Here is an 18,264-nt window from a genome sequence, read left to right on the forward strand (position 1 = left end):
GAAGCCATGAGAGAATTTTACTGCATCAGTTGCCGCATTCTCCATAAGGTGGACGTACAAAAAAACCGCTCCGTACGCATTTTGTCCACCGGGTATCATATCGTTGGCGAACAGCGCTATCAAATTTGTATCTGTAATCTAACTGAGTTGCATACATCCTTCCCAGCTGCAGTCGAATCTAATGCGGAATGACTGGTCTAATAATGCACCTGATTCATATATCAGCCGAACAACCTGTCCACTGAGCGGACAGGTTGTTTAACGTGCCCGTCCACCCAATTTCGAAAGTGAATACGCTATCTTTTGGAAATATGGATATCTCTGAGTGAAACTTCGAAAAAAAATGAATGATATTCTGTTATTTATTTAAAAAGAAAACGCTGTCAGTAAATAGTGAAACTTGTTATTGTGATTTTTCTCATGTATGATGCTTTTATCAAAGCTTAAATAAGCTCGAATTTTCCAAAAAATGGAGAATAGGGTGGTGGGATGAAAATCAAAACAACTGCGGAAGACAAGATGATAGCATTTTACAGATACTTTTCTTTGTCCCTCACATCTCTGATGTACCTCCTGGACTACGCGGGGCCTTCCGTAATTAATAAATCCCTTTTAATAATAATTTTGTTCTTATTTGCCCAACTATTCACTATGTATTACCGGAGGTTCCGGAATAAACCGCGTGTCCTTATGGTAGCTGTAAGTGTAGAGATGGCGGGTATTATTGCACTGACGCTGTTAACCGGTGCCTATGACAGCTCCTTCAGACTGTACGTGCTTAACCCTGTGCTGATCGCTGCAGGTTCGTTATCCATCTATTTCGGATGGAGTTTGCTGCTTGGATACATTGGTATATTCGCTGTATTTTGTTATGTTTTTCTTAATTCTGCCGGAAAAACTTTAGCTCAAGCAGCACTTGCAAATGGCAACCTGTTTCTAGCACTGGTACTTACGGTTATAATTATGCAGATGGTTAACAGGATCAAGCGGCAGCGGGAAGAAGCAAACGCGCGGACCAACGAAACCATGGAGCACATTAAATCGCTCTATCATATCGTAGAAACATCAAGCCAGCATGACTTCATGAACATAGGCCAGGTTATTACGGATTATGTGGTAAAGCTTACCAAACTTGACAAAGCCTTGTTCTGGTTCGCCAAGAAGAGCGGTGAGCCTGCACCGCAGAGCCGGCAGACCGGCTGGCAGCAGGAAGAGGAACGTTTTCTTTTCTCGGAGCTGGAGAAGCATGAGCATGAATGGAGATTACAGCGCGAGCCTGTATTCAAGAGCCTGCCGGGGCTCGGAGATTTTTTGCTGATGCCGGTTAGAATGAGCACCCGCTTTGTTGGCATGATCGGCGTGAAGCTGGAGTCCTCGGAAGGCCTTGAAGGCCGCCGGTGGTATATCCAGCAGTTGATGTTTCTGTCGGAGCTTAGTGCAATTATTCTTGAACGCCATGAGCTGGGGGTCATCGAGAACCGGCTGATCATCACGAATGAGCAGAACCGGATTGCGGATGAAATGCATGATAGTGTCTCACAGAGTTTATTCGGCATCGTCTATGCCACTCACTCGCTAAAGCAGACCTGGCCGAAAATGTCTGATTCCGAGCTGGAGGAGCAGATAGAGCTTATCCATGATTCGGCGACCAAGGTGGCCAAGGAGCTGAGAATTACAATCTACAGTCTTAGCTCCAAGAAGAGCGGCGGTCCAACCTGGCTGGGTATGGTAAGGTCTCATCTGAAGAGCTTGTCCAGACTGAATGATGTGGAGATTGAACTAAAGATCACGGGTGATGACTTCAGTCTCCCGTATCCCTACCACAAGGCGCTTTTCCGGATTATCTCTGAAGCGACCGGCAATGCCATTCGTCATGGAGCGGCCAGCAAGGTGGATGTTGAACTGTCACTTAAGCCAAAATGGATAAGATTATCCATAATCGATGATGGTGTAGGTTTTGATACGAGTCTGCTGTTGACGGAGTCTGAGGATAACACAGGCGGACTGGGGATGAAGAATATGCAATATCTGGCGCAGTCTCTTGGGGGCGATTTTCAATTGTCCAGCAGTGAGAATGCAGGCACGAAAATTTTAATTTCGATACCTGTCGGTGTGGCTGAATTAAAAAATGCATAAATTTTAGGCAGGAGGTCGTTCTAGTGAAAATCGTCATTGTTGATGATCATCCTTTGGTGAGAAGAGGATTGGCAGCTGTGATTTCAATGCAGCCCAATTTGCATTTTGCCGGCGAGGCAACGAATGGCCAAGAAGCTCTTCTTGTAATTGAGGAGACACAGCCTGATCTTGTGCTGATTGATCTGAAGCTTGCCGATGAATCGGGACTGGACGTAATCAAAGCAGCGCGTGCGCACGGTTTGACCAGCAAGTTTATTCTGCTGACCTCATCGGCAAGCCGGGAGGATTTCCTGAAGGCAGAAGAAGTGCTGGTTGATGGATATGTGCTGAAAGAAGCACTGCCGGAGGAATTGCTGTTTGCGATTCAACTGGTCCATAAGGGCAGGAAGTATTATGACCCCGGCCTAATGGAAGATAAAATGCGGATGAGCGGCAGCAGTCCGACAGATGAATTGACACCGAAAGAGAAGGAAGTACTGATTGAGCTGGGTCAGGGTGCCTGCAACAGGGAAATCGCTTCGCGACTGTTCATCAGCGAATTTACGGTCAAAAAGCATGTGAGCCAAATTCTGGCAAAGCTGCAGGTTGCCGACCGGACGCAAGCAGCATTGTATGCCAACGCAGTCGGGCTGACCAAATATGAAATGTCATATGATTAAGATAACCTATGATGGCTTAAAGAATGGAGCACGGACTTAGAGGTCCGTGTTTTTTTGTGCGAATTATTATTTTCCAGGTTCCGGGCTGCAGAGGAACCGGGATACTTTACACGGAAACGGCTGTGCCTTCCTTTTGAAAAGGACGGTGAGGCCGTTTTTTCTTGGATGCTTTCAGCAAATTTGGTGACTTGGTGTAGGGGTTCCTTCCATAAGTTGTTACAATTTACCAAGCGTGTACTACTAAAGTATACCATAGAGGTACACTTAAGTGCCAATAGGACTCACACGAAAGTGAAGATTAAAGTGATGGTATGACCCATGTGGCAAGTCGTATGGATTGATAGAATAAAAGTAAGATATCTGAAACTTTCATGATTGCTTTCAGAATTAATGCGGAAGGAGGGTTACTGTGGAAAAGACGATTTTGGATTACATTAACCTGATAAAGAAAAGGTTATGGTTAATCATGGTGTTTGTATTAATCTCCTGCGCCACCACCTTCTACGTCAGCAAGAACTTCGTCGTACCCGTCTACTCCGCCTCCGGACAGCTGCTGGTCAATAACACCGCAAATGTACCCGAGAGCAACAATCTAAACAATCTAAACTTCAGCCTTAACCTCATCGAGAGCTATAAGGAAATCATGAAATCCCCCACGATTATGAAGAATGTTGTAGCGGATCACCCGGAATTCAATCTGACGGAAGACCAGCTGGCATCGAAGCTGCAGGTGAAATCTTCAGAGAAAAGCTCGGTCATCAATATCAGCGTGCAGGACGAAAGCTACAGCAAGGCAGCCGGGATAGTAAACGCGGTTTCACAGTCGTTCATCCGCAGCTTGCCGACACTGATGAAGCTTGATAATGTAACATTCCTGACGCCTGCTGACCCAACTGATGTTCCCGGACCGATCAACGGTGGCGTCAACATGAATATCATCATCAGTTTTGTAGTTTCGCTGATGGCTGCAATAGGGATCATCCTGCTGATGGAAACACTCAATGGAACGCTCCGGAGTGAGAAGGAAGCCGAATTAGACCTGGGTCTGCCGGTCATTGCAAGCATTCCTGCCATCCGCAAACGTGATTTGGGTAAAGCAGCAAATGCTAATTCGAGAGTAGGGGAGGGCGCTTATGTTGCGGCTGAATAAAAGTTTGATCACGGACTTGAATCCGTCCTCGCATATCTCCGAATCCTTCCGCTCGCTGCGCACCTATATCCGCCAGCTGGGACTGCTTGGCGGAGACGCAGGCAAAGTGCTGCTCTTCACTTCAGCGGAAGGCGGAGAAGGCAAGACGACGCTACTGGCCAATCTGGCGGTTTCTTTCGTTCAGGATGGCAAGAGGGTTGCCGTTGTGGATTGCAACCTGAGACATCCCGGACTGCATTCCGTGTTTGAAGTGGAAGGCAGCCATGGGCTTGCCGCTTATCTGGGCGGCACTGAAGAAACCAAAGATGTCGCAGTTTACGGAAATTTGGCGAATCTGGCCGTGATCCCTGCCGGTATTACCGCTGTCAGTCCGCCGGATCTGCTGGGTAACGACAAGATGACAGCTCTGCTGGAAGAGCTGAAAACAAGCTTCGATCTTATCCTGCTCGACTCGCCGCAGGCAGTAGAGTTCAGTGATGCAAGAATCCTGGCCCCGCTGACGGACGGTGTCATCATTGTGGCAAAGCACGGCAAATCGAAGCGTGAAGCGCTCCGCAAGCTGAAGACGCTCATGGATCAGACCGGAACCAAAATTCTTGGCATTGCCATGAATCATAGTAAATGAGCTCACAAAACTTTTAGGAGGTAAGTGCGATGAAAAAGGTAAAAAAGGTAATTATCCCTGCTGCTGGGCTAGGAACGCGCTTCCTTCCCGCGACGAAAGCAATGCCTAAGGAAATGCTGCCGATCATCAACAAGCCAACTATTCAATACATCGTAGAGGAAGCCATCGCTTCCGGTATCGAGGATATCATTATCGTTACCGGTAAAGGTAAACGTGCAATTGAGGACCATTTCGACAATGCGTTCGAACTGGAATCCCGGCTGCTGGAGGACGGCAAGCTGGAACTGCTTAAAGAGGTTCAGCGTTCCTCTAAAGTAGAAATACACTATATCCGCCAAAAGGAACCAAAGGGATTGGGCCATGCAGTATGGTGCGCAAGACGTTTTATCGGAGACGAGCCCTTTGGCGTTATGCTCGGTGATGACATCGTAACCGGACAGGTTCCTTGCCTGAAGCAACTGATCGACCAATATGAAGAAACGCAGAACTCAGTGATTGGTGTTCAGGAAATTCCGGATGAATTCACTAACCGTTACGGGATTATTGAACCGGATCTGCAGGATGGAAGACTTTACCGGGTTAACAACTTCGTCGAGAAGCCAGCCCTGGGTACAGCGCCTTCCAATCTGGCCATTATGGGCCGTTATGTGTTCACTCCTAAGATCTTCAAATACCTGGACCTGCAGGAAAAAGGTGCGGGCGGCGAGATTCAGCTCACGGATGCGATCCAGAAGCTCAATCAAAGCGAGCGGGTATATGCCTATAACTTTGATGGTACGAGATATGATGTCGGCGAACGCCTTGGATATATTTTAACCACATTGGAATTTGCCCTGCAGAGTGAGGACTTGCGCTATCCGGTAATGGATGCCATGTCGGAATGGCTCAGCAAGGCCGGACAAACCACGCTTAGCTAAAAATGAGGAGCACCACAAAACCTTTAGGAGGAATGAGGAGAAATGAGCATGCAAAAACTGCCGGAAGACTATGAGGCCGTCCTGCCGAAACTTTACATGCTGCATGCCAAAGAAGGAAATAAAGGGATGGATTCCTATCTGGTGATGAAGCGGATTATCGACATTTTTTTCTCCGCTCTTGGCCTTCTCGTACTGCTGCCGCTATTCACTCTTGTTGCTGTCCTGATCAAGCTGGAGGATCCGAAAGGCAAAGTGTTCTTCCGGCAAACCCGGGTAGGCAAAGAAGAGAAGCTCTTCCCGATGTATAAGTTCAGATCTATGGTGTCTAATGCTGAGGAGCTGAAGGCGAATCTGATGGCTTATAACGAAGTGAGCGGCGCAATGTTCAAAATCAAGAATGATCCCCGGATTACACGGACGGGAAGATTTCTGCGCAAGACGAGCATTGATGAACTGCCTCAGCTCTGGAACGTGCTGATGGGCCATATGAGTCTGGTCGGCCCCCGTCCTCCGCTCGTTGAAGAGGTGGCGCAGTATTCGGAATACGACAAGCAGCGGCTTATAGTTACACCGGGCTGCACAGGTTATTGGCAGGTAAATGCCAGAAACAGCGTCGGCTTCGACGAGATGGTGCAGCTGGATTTAACCTACATCCAGATCCGGAGCACGATGCTGGATCTCAAAATCATTGCGAAAACCGCCCTAATGCTGCTCGGGTCCAAAAATGCTTATTAAAAATATGGAAATTGGGTGATTGCCGATGCTTGAATACGGAGATGTACCTAAGATTTCCATCATTATCTGCACCTATAACCGATCGGTTTTGCTAGTCAAGACCCTTCAATCGCTGCTGTCATTGGAGAATCTGCATCAGGCAGAAATTATCGTGGTGGATAACCACTCCAAGGATGATACGGCGTCCGTCACCAAACGCTTTATGGAGACGGAAGGAGCAGAGATGGATATCCGTTATCTTCTGGAACCGGTACAGGGGTTGTCGGCAGCCCGAAATACGGGGATTCTGGCTTCCAAGTCGCCAATCATCGCCTTTCTTGATGATGATGCGATTCCTTGCCGAACCTGGATAACAACGATTGTTGACAGTTTTGAACAACATCCGGAAGTGATGGCCATGGGCGGAAAGATCGCTCCGATCTTTGAAAGTAAGCGGCCTGAATGGCTCATTAAGCCGTTTGAACTGCCTTACACGATTGTTGATCTGGGTGACCGGGTGAGGGAATATCCGAAACGGCTGCATCCCTGCGGAGCCAACATGGCTATGCGTAAGCTTGTATTTGACATCAGCCTGTTTCCTCTGGAGCTCGGAAGAAAGGGAGATTCACTTCTCTCCGGTGAAGAGACCTGGTTATTCGGTCAAATACAGGGAGAAGGACATTCTATTCTCTATCATCCTCAGATGGCGGTTGATCATTTCGTACCGGCAGGCCGTCTGACTGAAGATTGGATTATGAAAAGGTATTACAGTCAAGGCATATCCAACGCTATGAAAAGCGAAGGTGTGAAGGGCAATCTGATCCTGCTGGTCAAGACGGCCGCCAAAGTAGTCTATATCATGGCGGATTCGATCCTCTCCAGAAGCAAGGGAAGAAAGCTTCTGAACAGATGCCGGCTGGAGAGCATTCGGGGAACTCTTCATATGATTTGGAACCGGAAGAGGCAATCTGCAGCGGGGTGAGGGAAGACAATGACTAATTTTGGGTGGGGCTCAAAAATCAACGCTTTGCCATACGGAATGCTCTACCTGGTGTCTGCCCTGTTCCTCGGAACAGCGGTCATTTACCAGCCGGCAATTGCGGTAGCTGCCGTACTCCTGATTATATTGCTGGTTGTCTCTCTCTCTCGTCCTGAACTGATCAGTTATTTCGTTCTGTTGACGACGGCGATTTCCATTAACTTCTTGTATAACGGCAGCATGTTCGGGATTGAAATTCTTTCCCTCTACAAGCTGGTTATCCTGATGCTTCTGGTGCCGTGCATTCTGGTCAATGGCCTGAAGTTCCGTCTCAGTCCTCCGCTCTGGGCCATGGTGGCACTGGTGTTCATCACCTTTGGCTTCTCGATCTGGCTGCCGGAGATGAGCTCATCCATTGCCATAAAAGCCTTTATCGGTCTGTCGCTTCCCTTCGTATTTCTCCTGATCAACTGGAAGAAAGAAGTGGCTGAGAAGCAAATCCGCATCATCACCTTGCTGCCGCTGGTCAGCGTGCTGGCTGGAGTGGTGCTGCAGGCGGCTCATATCCATTCATTTCTCGATATCGAGTTCACGGGCGCTATACGGATACAGGGGGCGAACATTCCAGCGCATCTGGCTATGCTGGCTTTTATGGGAGTGGGCATCGCATTTATTGAGGTGAAACGGAGCCCGCAGCATATCAAGTTTTTCTACACCATGCTGGCGCTGAACTTTCTAATCCTGATCGGAACAGGGACGCGGGGACCGATATTAGCTCTGGTTTTGATGGTTCTCTACTATTTTTACGACATTTCCCGTCAGTACTTAAAGGGGAGAACGCAATATCTGATTCCGCTGCTGTGTTCGTTTCTCCTGATTGTCTCGGCTGTCTATCTACAGCTGGACAACATCAAGAAGCGCTCCTTCGAACGGACGACCGAAACGGGTGTTGATTTGTCGGGACGGGCGGAGGCCTGGGAATATTTCCTGCACAAAGCGGAGGATTCGCCCCTTGCGGGCAGAGGACTCGGCGCAGTGACTGTAGCCAATGACGGGTCGCTGTACAAAGGCTTTGTGGTTCCGCACAACGAGTATATCCGGTTCTACTTCGATGGAGGATATGTCGGCGCCATCCTGCTGTTGCTTTCCTTATTGGCTGTGTTTCTTCTGGTTTACAGAGCTTTGGCACCGCCGGTCAAACCTTACTATCTGCTCTTTATTGCAGCGTTTCTAATTTATTCTTTCTCCGACAACACGCTGTCGACGGTCCAATCTATTATTCCGTTCTGTTGGTACCTGAACTGCCTGTATCGATCTTCACAGCCAACCGATTCCCCACAAAAAGAAGTGATACGATGAACCAAGTGAATATGTTCGATGTCAATTTCGATAACTATGATTTCATGGATCTGCTTGAATACATCGACAAGACCATTAAGGAAAGGAATCAATCCTACATCCTGACCTGCAATGTCGATCATGTGATCAAGCTTCGCAAGGACAAAGAGTTTAGGGCAGTGTATTCCGAAGCAGGTGCCGTAGTGGCGGATGGAATGCCGCTGATCTGGGCTTCGAAGATGCTGGGCAAGCCGCTGAAGCAGAAGGTCTCCGGATCAGATCTCTTCAGCCGCCTGGGTGACGCCTTCGAGCAAAGAAAGTACCGGCTGTTCTTTCTGGGCTCGGCGGAAGGTGTGCCTGAGCGGGCGACAAAGAATTTAAAGGCGGCTTATCCCGGCATGAACATTGTCGGCTGTTATTCTCCCTCCTACGGTTTTGAGCACAACGAGGAAGAGAATCAGCGTATTATCCAAATGCTGACCGAAACCCGGCCGGATATTGTATTCGTCGGTGTGGGCGCACCGAAGCAGGAGAAATGGATCTACCGGCATTACACCTCCTACCGGGCGCCGATTTCCATCGGCGTGGGAGCGACGTTTGATTTCCTCTCGGGCTCCGTCAAACGGGCGCCGGACTTTATGCAGAAAACAGGGCTTGAATGGTTCTGGCGGCTGAGCCAGGAGCCGGGACGCCTGTGGAAAAGATATCTTGTAGATGATGCCCAGTTCCTGGTCCTGCTGCTCAAAGAGCTGCGCAAGCGGGATAAGATCAAGGGCGGGAGATTTGAGTAAACATACGAAATTTGGATGGCCATAGGGCGGAGGTGGGGAAATGAAGAGGATGAGCCAGAATGAAAGCAACCTGATATTGCCATCCCTCACTTCGGTGAAGTCAGGCGTCATGATGACGCTGATCTGCGCTATGTGCTTGGGGCTTCCGCTGCTGATCGGCTTCGCCAGTGCGAAGCTCAGCTCTTCCAGCAGTCTGCAGGGGGTCATTCTGGCAGGGATTCTATTCCCCGCCTTCCTGCTGGCGCTGCTGAAGCCGAAACACCTGATCGCCTATACTCTGCTGATCTGGGCGGTGGCCCCGGAGCTGCGGCGTATCGCCGACTGGTACGAAGGGGTCTACCACTCGGTATCCCTGCTCAGTCTGGCGCCTCTGCTGACGGGAGCAACACTTGCGATTCCGGTGCTGAAGGAAATCCACAGAATCCGGAAATCCTCCACACGGATCATCCTGCTGTTCTCGGTAGCGTTGGCCTACGGCGCATTGATCGGACTGGCGAAGAACGGCATAGGCTCGGTATACGATTTGGCTAACTACATCGTACCGCTGCTGTTGATTCCGTTCTTCGCGGTAACGCGTTTCAAGCCTAAGGATATTGACCGGCTGCTGTACGCTTTTGCCAATATTGCAGTCCTGGTGGCGATCTACGGTATCATCCAATATCTGACGGTTCCTCCCTGGGACGCTTTCTGGATGAGGAATGCGGATATGATGTCCATCGGAACACCGTATCCTTTGGAAATCCGCGTCTTTTCCACTCTGAATTCTCCCGGACCGGCGGCGACCTTCCTGGTATTCGCCCTCGTCCCGATGATTCTGGAGAAAAGATGGCAAGGCACGCTGCGCTGGATCGGTGTCCTGCTCGTTGTGGTCTGTCTGCTGACCACGCTGGTGCGTTCCGCCTGGCTGGTCCTGCTGGTTATGCTGCTGGTGTACATCGCCTCTTCTCCCTCCAAAGGGAAGTGGAAAACCCTGCTTCAGCTGGGTTTTGTCGCTGTAGCGCTGATCTGGATCGTTCCCAAGCTGCCGGGGGCAGAGGGGCTGGTGGCACGCATGGAGACACTTACCTCCGTGCAGGAAGACCACTCCTATAATGAACGGCTCAGCTTATGGCAGAACATGCTGCCGATGGTAGCCGCTAATCCGGTTGGCCAAGGAATAGGCAGTGTAGGCCAGGGAACAAAGATTGGCAACGGCGGGGAGCTTGGAGAGTACGGCAACATGGACAACGGCGTTATCGCACTGCTGCTTACCTTTGGAATACTGGGCGCCTTATTCTTCTTCGGCGCACTTGGGGCCGTTATTAAACAGATTGTGGTCAGAGTCACCAGCAAGGACAGTCTTCAGCCCTATGCCCGGCTATCGCTGGCAGCATGGATGGGGGCGGTAGTCAGCCTGGTGTCAGACAACGGATTCCCCGGACTCAAGGGATATCTGATATGGATGCTGATCGGCCTTGGGCTAGGCGCCAAAGAGATTATTGAGAGCAGAAAGAAGGGAACACCACATGCAGCAGTTGAACGCGAAATCACTTCCCACTAGCACAGTCTGGTCCTCGCTCAAGAAATTCACGAAGAGCAAGGACAACAGCTCGGCAGCCGTAAAAACCATGTTCGTCAGCGTGCTGATTCTGCTGGTTAATATGCTGACGGGTGTGCTGACTGCCCGCTATCTCGGGCCGACAGGCCGCGGGGAACAGACAGCTATGGTGAACTGGTCCCAGTTTCTGGCGTTCAGTATGAGCTTCGGTATTCCCTCGGCGCTGATCTACAATGCCAAGAAGAATCCGGATGAGGCCGGGGTGCTCTACCGGGTGGCGCTGATGATCGGCCTTGGGTTTGGCATGGTGGCCATGACAGTGGGAATCTTTGTCCTTCCTTACTGGCTGGATTCCTTCAGTCCGGAGGTGGTGGTTTTTGCACAATGGTCGATGATCCTGTGTCCGCTGATTGTGATCTCGCAGATTAACAACGCGGCATTTCAGTTCAGAGGGGATTACAAGACCTTTAACTGGATGCGTTATCTGGTTCCTTTGCTGACGCTCGCGGCCATTGGCATTCTGATCCTCACGGATCATATGAATCCATTTACTACGGCCCTGGCTTACTTGGTTCCATCCGTACCGCTGTTTATCGGAATGACAATCTTGCTGCTCCGCACATACAGGGTGAAGCTGAAGGATGCATACCTGAATTTCAAAAGATTATTCACGTATGGCCTCGGTTCTTACGGAAATGACCTGCTCGGCCAATTCTCCGGCTATATCGACCAGATCATTATTGCCGGTCTGCTGCGGCCAGCCGATTTGGGACTGTACGCAGTAGCAGTGAGCTTGTCGCGGATGGTTAACTTCTTCTCAAACTCGATCACCGTGGTGCTTTTTCCAAAGGCTTCTGAGCTCTCGAAGGAGGAGGCGATCGCCCTTACCTTCAAAGCATTCCGGATCAGTACGACCTGCACCCTGCTCGGCGCAGTGTTCCTGATGCTGGTGGCCCCCTTCGTTATTCCGTTGCTGTACGGGAAGGATTTCAATACGGCGCTGACCGTATTCCGCCTGCTGCTGCTGGAAGTTACGATCAGCGGAGGCACACTGATTCTGGCTCAGGTCTTTATGGCGCTTGGCAAACCGAAATTCGTATCCATTCTTCAGGGAGTAGGCTTAATCCTGGTGATCCCGATGCTCTTCCTGCTGGTGCCGAAGTTCGGATTGTTCGGAGCAGGGGTGGCGATGCTGTCATCGGCTGTACTGCGGTTCTTGTTCATTATTCTCAATATTAAATACAACCTGAAGGTCAAGCTGCCGCGGCTGCTGATCAACGGGGACGACATTAAGTGGATGAAGACGACGATGAATTCCTATATCCATAAAAAACCCGCGGATACCCAAGGTTAAAAAGAAATATTTGGTTTGGCCTACCCTTATTGAAGGCTTAAGGCAGATTAGCGGAGAGGACGGAATGACCTGGAAAAGCGAAGCGGTCGCCTTTGTCTTCAGATTTCAACCGCGAACAGCGGTCTAATCAAAGAAATCGGAAGACAACAGCGATTGGAAGGACATCCGTCATCGCAGCGGTTCTGCGGCAACCAGCCTGAAATAGAATGTAAGCCAATAACATACAGACAAAGGAGGAAACCTTCATGGATTCAGTGACAAGCGTGCTTGGCGGCCCGGGGAGTTACCCGATATCTGCTGTCATCATTGCGCAGGATGATGAAATTCGAATATCCAAAGCAATTCAATCCTGCCGACTTTTCGCCGACGAGGTGGTTGTAATCGACGGAGGAAGCAAAGACGGGACGGTGCAATTGGCCGAAAGCCTGGATTGCCGGGTATACGTCAACCCATGGCCCGGATACGCGAAGCAAAGAGAATTCGGAGTGGAACGCGCCGTCCATGATTGGGTCTTCCTGATTGATACCGATGAAGTGGTCAGCGATGAGCTGGCCAAGGATATTCTTGAGCGCAAGCCGGCGCTGACGGACCGGGGCGTAGCTTACTCGCTATACCGGATCGGTGATTTTCTGGGCAGATGGCTGGACAAGGGCGAATATCTGGTGCGGCTGTACAACCGCAAGGAGTACGGCATCCGCAACTCCCTGGTGCATGAAATGCCCGAGGTGTTGGAGGAACGGACGGTTCGCTTGAACGGAACGCTCTGGCATCAGGGCTTCCGCAGCATCAATGACCATGTAACCCGGTTTAATAAATACACCGACCTGGAAGCGCAGAGCGCTTATGCGAGCGGCAAGCCGTTTAAGCTGAGAAATCTGCTGCTGCGGCCGCCGGCACGGTTCCTGCAGAAATATTTTCTGCACGGTTTGTTCAAGAAAGGCATTGCAGGGTTCGCGGTATCCGTATTTTGGGTGATGTATGAATTCATGGTCGGCTTCAAGCATTACGAATTGAACAGCTCCGGCAAGCTGGCCCAGCACAACGCACAGGGGCAGGCCGAGAAAGAAAAGAAAGGGGAGAGAAGCTATGCCGTACAGTGACGGATTAAACATTATGACGACAGGCCTTAGTTGGCCCTCGTTACAGCCCGGCGGGCTTAACACTTATTTTAAATCCGTTTGCGAGCAGCTCTCCTCACGCAACCAGGTGCATGCGCTGATCTGCAGTCAGGAGACGCCGTCCACCTCGAAGGAACTGATTATTCATAACGCCGGAGATCCCAAGGAAACCATCTGGAAGCGTAAGGATGCTTTTCAGCGTAAAGCTGCAGATTTGATGGGCAGCGGGAGCGGGCGCATTGATATCCTATATACCCACTTCGCACCTTACGGGGTTGGGCCGGCAATGGAAGCGAAGAAGCGGGGGATTCCGGTGGTCATGACTTTTCATGGCCCATGGAATGAAGAGATGAAGATCGAAGGCCAGGGCATTAAGCACCGGGTCAAAACAACGATTGCCAAATCTATTGAACGCAAGGCCTACAAGCTGGCCGACCAGTTCATTGTACTTAGCGAGTATTTCCGCGACATGCTGCACAGTCTGCATGGTGTGCCGCTGCACAAAATCATCGTGATCCCGGGTGCGGCCAATGTGGAGCGGTTCATCCCTGCCAGCAACCGGCTGGCTGTCCGCCGGACGCTGAATTTGCCGGAGGGAGCAACGACGGTACTGACGGTCCGGCGGCTGATGAACCGGATGGGGCTGCTGCAGCTTTTGGAAGCCTGGAAGCAGGTATCCGAGCGGTTCCCGAACGCGATTCTGCTGATCGGAGGCAAAGGTCCGCTGCGCGGAGAGCTGGAAGAAAAAATCTCTGATTACGGTCTCAGTAACAAAGTCAGGCTGCTTGGCTACATTCCCGATCATGAACTGGCTTCCTACTACCAGGCTGCTGACATGTTCGTGGTTCCTTCACAGGCACTCGAGGGCTTTGGACTTATCACCGTTGAAGCACTGGCTTCCGGGCTTCCGGTTATGGCTACTCCGGTCGGAGGCAACAAAGAGATCCTGCAGGGCTTCCGCCCGGAGCTGCTGTTCAAGGGTTCGACCAGTGAGGATATGGCGGAAGGCATGATTCATATGCTCAGCAACCGCAAGCTGCTTCCCGGCCGTGACGAATGCAGAAACCATGTGCTGGAGAAATACACCTGGCAGCATGTGGGCGATCAAGTGGAATCGGTATTCCTTCAAACATTGGGAAAGGGTGTGGCTGCAGGATGCTAAAGGTCGCTTATATTGATCACACCGCCAAGTGGAGCGGAGGAGAGGTTGCGCTGTTCAACATCCTCACCAACATCGGCAAAGAGATTCAGCCGCTGGTCATTCTGGCTGAAGAAGGGGCACTGGCTGAACGTCTGCGGGAAAAAGGTATCGACGTCCGGATCATCCCGCTTGATGAGAGCATCCGCAGCCGCGGCAGAAATGCCGTCAATCTCGGTGCTCCGGCTGCGGCGTTCAAGCTGCTGGCTTACGGCCGCAAGCTGGCGCCGCTGCTCAAACAGGAAAAGGTGGATTGTGTGCACACCAACTCCCTGAAATCGGCCTTCTACGGTGCAGTTGCCGCGAAGAAAGCGGGAGTGCCGCTGATCTGGCATATCCGGGACCATATCGGTGCCCCGTACCTAAAGCCGGTTGTCGCCAAGGCGATCCGGCTGCTGTCACGCCTGCTTCCCAATGGCGTGATTGCCAATTCCCATTCCACGCTGAATGCGCTGGAGCTGCCGCGTTCGAAGAAGACACTGGTGGTCTACTCCGCTTTTGCCAAAGCAATCGGCGAAAGCATCGGCAGACGGGACCAGAAGAATTTCAACGTCCTGCTGGTGGGCCGGCTGGCGCACTGGAAAGGCCAGCATATCGTGCTGGAGGCCGCCAAAGCGTTCAAGGATGACAGTCGTGTCCAGTTCTGGCTGGCCGGTGATGCTCTGTTCGGGGAAGAGGAATATAAACAGGAATTAATTCAGAAGATGCAGCAGGATGGGCTTACCAACGTCAAACTGCTGGGTCATGTGGATGACATACAAGGCCTTATGAAAACTGCTGATTTGCTGATTCACACTTCGATTACCCCCGAGCCATTCGGCCAGGTTATCGTCGAAGGCATGGCGGCTGGACTGCCGGTAATCGCCTCCAATGAAGGCGGCCCGGTAGAGATTGTGGTTCCCGGTGTAACGGGGCTGCTGATCCAGCCTGGAGACCCAGTCGTACTTGCAGATTCCATCACCTGGATGCTGAACCATCCCGAAGAGCGAAGAAGGATGGCCGAAAGTGGAATGAAGCGGGTAAAAGAGCATTTTGTCATCGAGAATACGGTAAAGGACATCGTCGCTTATTACAAAGGATTGCTCGCCGCAACCTGAGCTGTTTTTCCGGACAATGCTAAAGCTTAAGGGCACCGTTCCTTCCATGCATTCACTACTTGATGATGCTGCTCCATAAAACTTTGAGGATGATTTACATGAAAATTGCGATAGCGCACGATTACTTAATCCAAATGGGCGGAGCGGAAAGAGTTGTGGAGGTCTTTCACCACATGTATCCGGAGGCTCCGATCTTCACGACGGTGTTTAACGGAAGCCGCCTGACCGACAACCTCAAAGATGCGGATATCCGGGCCTCCTGGCTGCAGAAGATCCCGGGAGTGAAGGCCAATTTTAAAGGGGTATTGCCACTTTATCCGATGGCCATTCGTGATTTGGACTTTAGCGGGTACGATATCGTCCTGAGCTCCAGCAGTGCTTTTATGAAAAGCATAAAGGTTCCTGAATCCACGTTTCATCTATGCTACTGTCATACGCCAATGCGCTTTGCCTGGGATTATGACACGTACATGGAGCGGCAATCGAATTCCGGACTGTTCAAAAGACTGCTCAAGGTCTATATGCAGCGGCTCAAGACCTGGGATCAGCGGACATCCAAAAATGTAAACCAGTTCGTGGCCAACTCTTCCGTAGTGAAGACGCGGATTCAGAACTATTACCATAGGGATGCCGATGTGATCTTCCCGCCGATCAATACAGCCCGCTTCACAAGTTCCAGTTCTATCGGCGACTATTACCTGATCGTCTCGCGGCTTGTATCCTACAAACGGATCGACCTGGCAGTGGAGGCTTTTAGCCGGAATGGCCTTAAGCTCTATATCGTCGGCGACGGGCCGGACCGTAAGCGTCTGGAGGGAATGGCCAAAGATAATGTCACTTTTCTGGGCCGGCTGGAGGATGAAGAGGTTACGGGCCTGATGTCGAAATGCCGGGCGTTTATTTTTCCGGGAGAAGAAGATTTCGGAATCACGCCCCTGGAGGCGAATGCCGCAGGAAGACCGGTCATTGCTTATCAGGCCGGAGGGGCGCTGGATACCATAGTTCCTTATGTCAATGGCGTATTCTTTCAGAATCAGGAAGTGGATGATCTGCTGAAGGCTATCCACGAAGTGGAGTCCTATGCGTGGGACATCAGCAAGATTATGGGGCATGCGCATAAATTCGATGAACAGACGTTTATGGTTCAGTTCAAGCAGTATGTGGAACAGGCCTACGTTAATTTTCTTAAAGGAGGATGATTATATGAAGCTGGCAGTAATCGGTACCGGCTATGTCGGTCTTGTATCTGGCGTATGTTTTACACTTAACGGGAATCATGTCATCTGTGTCGATAAGGATGAGGAAAAAATCAAAAAGTTGAACCGGATGGAATCCCCCATCTATGAACCGGGTATTGAGGCATTGATCGAAATGAATCTCCGTGAGGGCAGATTATCCTTTTCGGCGGATTTGCAGGAATCGGTGCGCCTTTCTGATATCGTCATCCTTGCTGTTGGAACGCCTTCCCTGCCGGGCGGCGAAGCGGATTTAACGTATATCGAGGGAGCAGCCAAAGAAATTGCGCAAGCAATGGAAGGCTATAAAATCATCATGACCAAGTCGACTGTACCGGTTGGCACAAATGAGAAAATCCGCAATCTGATTGCTTCCCACACGAATCATCCCTTCGATATCGTCTCCGCTCCTGAATTCCTGCGTGAAGGCTCGGCGATCCGCGATACGCTTCATCCTGACCGGATTGTGATTGGTCTGGATAATCCGCTTTTGGAGCCAACGATGCGCCAGCTTCATCAAGGCTTCACTGAAAATATTTTCGTAACGGATATCCGCAGTGCGGAAATGATTAAATATGCATCGAACGCGTTCCTGGCAACCAAAATCTCCTTTATCAACGAAATTGCCAACATCTGTGAAAAAGTGGGAGCTGATGTAACCGAAGTGGCGGAAGGCATGGGGATGGACCGGAGAATCGGCTCAAGCTTCCTGCAGGCCGGAATCGGTTATGGAGGCTCCTGTTTCCCGAAAGATACCAATGCACTGATCCAGATCGCCGGCAACGTGGACTATGAGTTCAAGCTGCTGAAATCGGTGGTTGAGGTGAATAAAGGGCAGCGGTTTATGATTATTTCCAAACTTCATGAGTCGCTTGGCAGCCTGCGCGGCGCGGTTATCGGAATTTGGGGGTTAGCCTTCAAGCCGAATACCGATGATGTACGCGAGGCACCTGCCCGGGAAATCGTCGAAGCGCTGGTAGCGGAGGGAGCTACAGTGAAGCTCTATGATCCGATTGCCGCCGATAACTTCAAAATGCAATACGATCATCCGCAGCTCCGCTGGTGCGGCCTGCCGGAAGAGGCGGCAGAAGGCAGCGATGCCGTATGCCTGCTGACCGACTGGAGCCAGTTCAAGGATATCGACCTGCATCGCTTGGCGGGCAGTATGCGCCGCCAGGTTCTGATCGACGGCCGCAACGTCTACTCCAAGGAGCAGATCGAAGGCACCGGCCTGGAGTACCATTCCGTCGGACGCCCGCAAATGGGCGGACTGAGCGGGTATTCGGCCAGCGTGGCTGGTGCGGTCTAAGCCTCAAGCTTGCTCTGCTAAGTTCTCAGCTCTGTAAAGCACTTCGCTCTTACCTGCCGCCAACCAAGCGGCAATGCCGGATCTTTAGCAGGGAGCTTCGCCTGCGG

16 protein-coding genes are annotated in these 18,264 nt (G+C 50.9%); all 16 read left to right on the plus strand.

The genetic code is table 11. The features are described 5' to 3' along the window. Positions 1-690 precede the first annotated feature (690 nt). A complete protein-coding gene (locus tag NST07_RS05090; protein ID WP_342481170.1) occupies positions 691-2,136 on the plus strand; it encodes an ATP-binding protein in 1,446 nt (481 codons plus the stop codon). Between the two features lie 23 nt (positions 2,137-2,159). Continuing rightward, entirely contained in the window at positions 2,160-2,795 is a 636-nt protein-coding gene (locus NST07_RS05095) for a response regulator transcription factor (protein ID WP_038586479.1), read from the plus strand. A 409-nt stretch (positions 2,796-3,204) separates the two neighbouring features. Next, entirely contained in the window at positions 3,205-3,945 is a 741-nt protein-coding gene (locus tag NST07_RS05100; protein WP_341090041.1) for a Wzz/FepE/Etk N-terminal domain-containing protein, read from the plus strand. Then, positions 3,929-4,570 carry a CpsD/CapB family tyrosine-protein kinase gene (locus NST07_RS05105; RefSeq protein WP_341090042.1) on the plus strand — a complete coding sequence of 214 codons (642 nt, stop codon included), beginning with the start codon at positions 3,929-3,931 and terminating at the stop codon, positions 4,568-4,570. The genes NST07_RS05100 and NST07_RS05105 overlap by 17 nt, the downstream gene beginning before the upstream one ends. 29 nt (positions 4,571-4,599) lie before the next feature. After that, entirely contained in the window at positions 4,600-5,487 is an 888-nt protein-coding gene (galU, locus tag NST07_RS05110; protein ID WP_038586488.1) for a UTP--glucose-1-phosphate uridylyltransferase GalU, read from the plus strand. A gap of 42 nt (positions 5,488-5,529) precedes the next feature. Further along, positions 5,530-6,222 (plus strand): sugar transferase, encoded by a 693-nt coding sequence (locus NST07_RS05115; protein ID WP_038586491.1) that lies wholly within the window; start codon positions 5,530-5,532, stop codon positions 6,220-6,222. A gap of 25 nt (positions 6,223-6,247) precedes the next feature. Next, entirely contained in the window at positions 6,248-7,183 is a 936-nt protein-coding gene (locus NST07_RS05120; protein ID WP_038598671.1) for a glycosyltransferase, read from the plus strand. A 9-nt stretch (positions 7,184-7,192) separates the two neighbouring features. Continuing rightward, positions 7,193-8,539 carry an O-antigen ligase family protein gene (locus NST07_RS05125; RefSeq protein ID WP_342481171.1) on the plus strand — a complete coding sequence of 449 codons (1,347 nt, stop codon included), beginning with the start codon at positions 7,193-7,195 and terminating at the stop codon, positions 8,537-8,539. Beyond that, positions 8,536-9,309, plus strand: coding sequence for a WecB/TagA/CpsF family glycosyltransferase (locus NST07_RS05130; RefSeq protein ID WP_341090045.1), 774 nt, complete (start codon positions 8,536-8,538; stop codon positions 9,307-9,309). The genes NST07_RS05125 and NST07_RS05130 overlap by 4 nt, the downstream gene beginning before the upstream one ends. Positions 9,310-9,418: 109 nt before the next feature. Beyond that, entirely contained in the window at positions 9,419-10,849 is a 1,431-nt protein-coding gene (locus NST07_RS05135) for an O-antigen ligase family protein (protein ID WP_341097562.1), read from the plus strand. Then, positions 10,815-12,200 (plus strand): oligosaccharide flippase family protein, encoded by a 1,386-nt coding sequence (locus tag NST07_RS05140; RefSeq protein WP_341090046.1) that lies wholly within the window; start codon positions 10,815-10,817, stop codon positions 12,198-12,200. The genes NST07_RS05135 and NST07_RS05140 overlap by 35 nt, the downstream gene beginning before the upstream one ends. 245 nt (positions 12,201-12,445) lie before the next feature. After that, positions 12,446-13,300: a glycosyltransferase family 2 protein gene (locus NST07_RS05145; RefSeq protein WP_038586505.1), complete on the plus strand. Its 855-nt coding sequence runs from the start codon at positions 12,446-12,448 to the stop codon at positions 13,298-13,300. Beyond that, positions 13,287-14,480, plus strand: a complete 1,194-nt coding sequence (locus NST07_RS05150; RefSeq protein ID WP_341090047.1) for a glycosyltransferase family 4 protein — start codon at positions 13,287-13,289, stop codon at positions 14,478-14,480. Before NST07_RS05145 ends, NST07_RS05150 begins: the two co-directional genes overlap by 14 nt. Further along, positions 14,474-15,613: a glycosyltransferase family 4 protein gene (locus NST07_RS05155; protein ID WP_341090049.1), complete on the plus strand. Its 1,140-nt coding sequence runs from the start codon at positions 14,474-14,476 to the stop codon at positions 15,611-15,613. The genes NST07_RS05150 and NST07_RS05155 overlap by 7 nt, the downstream gene beginning before the upstream one ends. A gap of 98 nt (positions 15,614-15,711) precedes the next feature. Next, positions 15,712-16,812, plus strand: a complete 1,101-nt coding sequence (locus NST07_RS05160) for a glycosyltransferase (RefSeq protein ID WP_038586514.1) — start codon at positions 15,712-15,714, stop codon at positions 16,810-16,812. A gap of 4 nt (positions 16,813-16,816) precedes the next feature. Further along, positions 16,817-18,157 carry a UDP-glucose/GDP-mannose dehydrogenase family protein gene (locus tag NST07_RS05165; RefSeq protein WP_341090050.1) on the plus strand — a complete coding sequence of 447 codons (1,341 nt, stop codon included), beginning with the start codon at positions 16,817-16,819 and terminating at the stop codon, positions 18,155-18,157. The last annotated feature ends 107 nt before the right edge of the window (positions 18,158-18,264 follow it).

Origin of the sequence: Paenibacillus sp. FSL L8-0340 (genome assembly GCF_038593145.1) — a bacterium.
GTDB lineage: Bacteria > Bacillota > Bacilli > Paenibacillales > Paenibacillaceae > Paenibacillus_AQ.

What these genes read in the sequence shown, in the direction of transcription:
- NST07_RS05090 (WP_342481170.1), top strand. Translation starts at nt 691, where the DNA reads ATGGTAGCTGTAAGTGTAGAGATGGCGGGTATTATTGCACTGACGCTG.
- NST07_RS05105 (WP_341090042.1), top strand. Translation starts at nt 3,929, where the DNA reads ATGTTGCGGCTGAATAAAAGTTTGATCACGGACTTGAATCCGTCCTCG.
- galU (WP_038586488.1), top strand. Translation starts at nt 4,600, where the DNA reads ATGAAAAAGGTAAAAAAGGTAATTATCCCTGCTGCTGGGCTAGGAACG.
- NST07_RS05115 (WP_038586491.1), top strand. Translation starts at nt 5,530, where the DNA reads ATGAGCATGCAAAAACTGCCGGAAGACTATGAGGCCGTCCTGCCGAAA.
- NST07_RS05120 (WP_038598671.1), top strand. Translation starts at nt 6,248, where the DNA reads ATGCTTGAATACGGAGATGTACCTAAGATTTCCATCATTATCTGCACC.
- NST07_RS05125 (WP_342481171.1), top strand. Translation starts at nt 7,193, where the DNA reads ATGACTAATTTTGGGTGGGGCTCAAAAATCAACGCTTTGCCATACGGA.
- NST07_RS05130 (WP_341090045.1), top strand. Translation starts at nt 8,536, where the DNA reads ATGAACCAAGTGAATATGTTCGATGTCAATTTCGATAACTATGATTTC.
- NST07_RS05135 (WP_341097562.1), top strand. Translation starts at nt 9,419, where the DNA reads ATGATGACGCTGATCTGCGCTATGTGCTTGGGGCTTCCGCTGCTGATC.
- NST07_RS05140 (WP_341090046.1), top strand. Translation starts at nt 10,815, where the DNA reads ATGCAGCAGTTGAACGCGAAATCACTTCCCACTAGCACAGTCTGGTCC.
- NST07_RS05145 (WP_038586505.1), top strand. Translation starts at nt 12,446, where the DNA reads ATGGATTCAGTGACAAGCGTGCTTGGCGGCCCGGGGAGTTACCCGATA.
- NST07_RS05150 (WP_341090047.1), top strand. Translation starts at nt 13,287, where the DNA reads ATGCCGTACAGTGACGGATTAAACATTATGACGACAGGCCTTAGTTGG.
- NST07_RS05155 (WP_341090049.1), top strand. Translation starts at nt 14,474, where the DNA reads ATGCTAAAGGTCGCTTATATTGATCACACCGCCAAGTGGAGCGGAGGA.
- NST07_RS05160 (WP_038586514.1), top strand. Translation starts at nt 15,712, where the DNA reads ATGAAAATTGCGATAGCGCACGATTACTTAATCCAAATGGGCGGAGCG.
- NST07_RS05165 (WP_341090050.1), top strand. Translation starts at nt 16,817, where the DNA reads ATGAAGCTGGCAGTAATCGGTACCGGCTATGTCGGTCTTGTATCTGGC.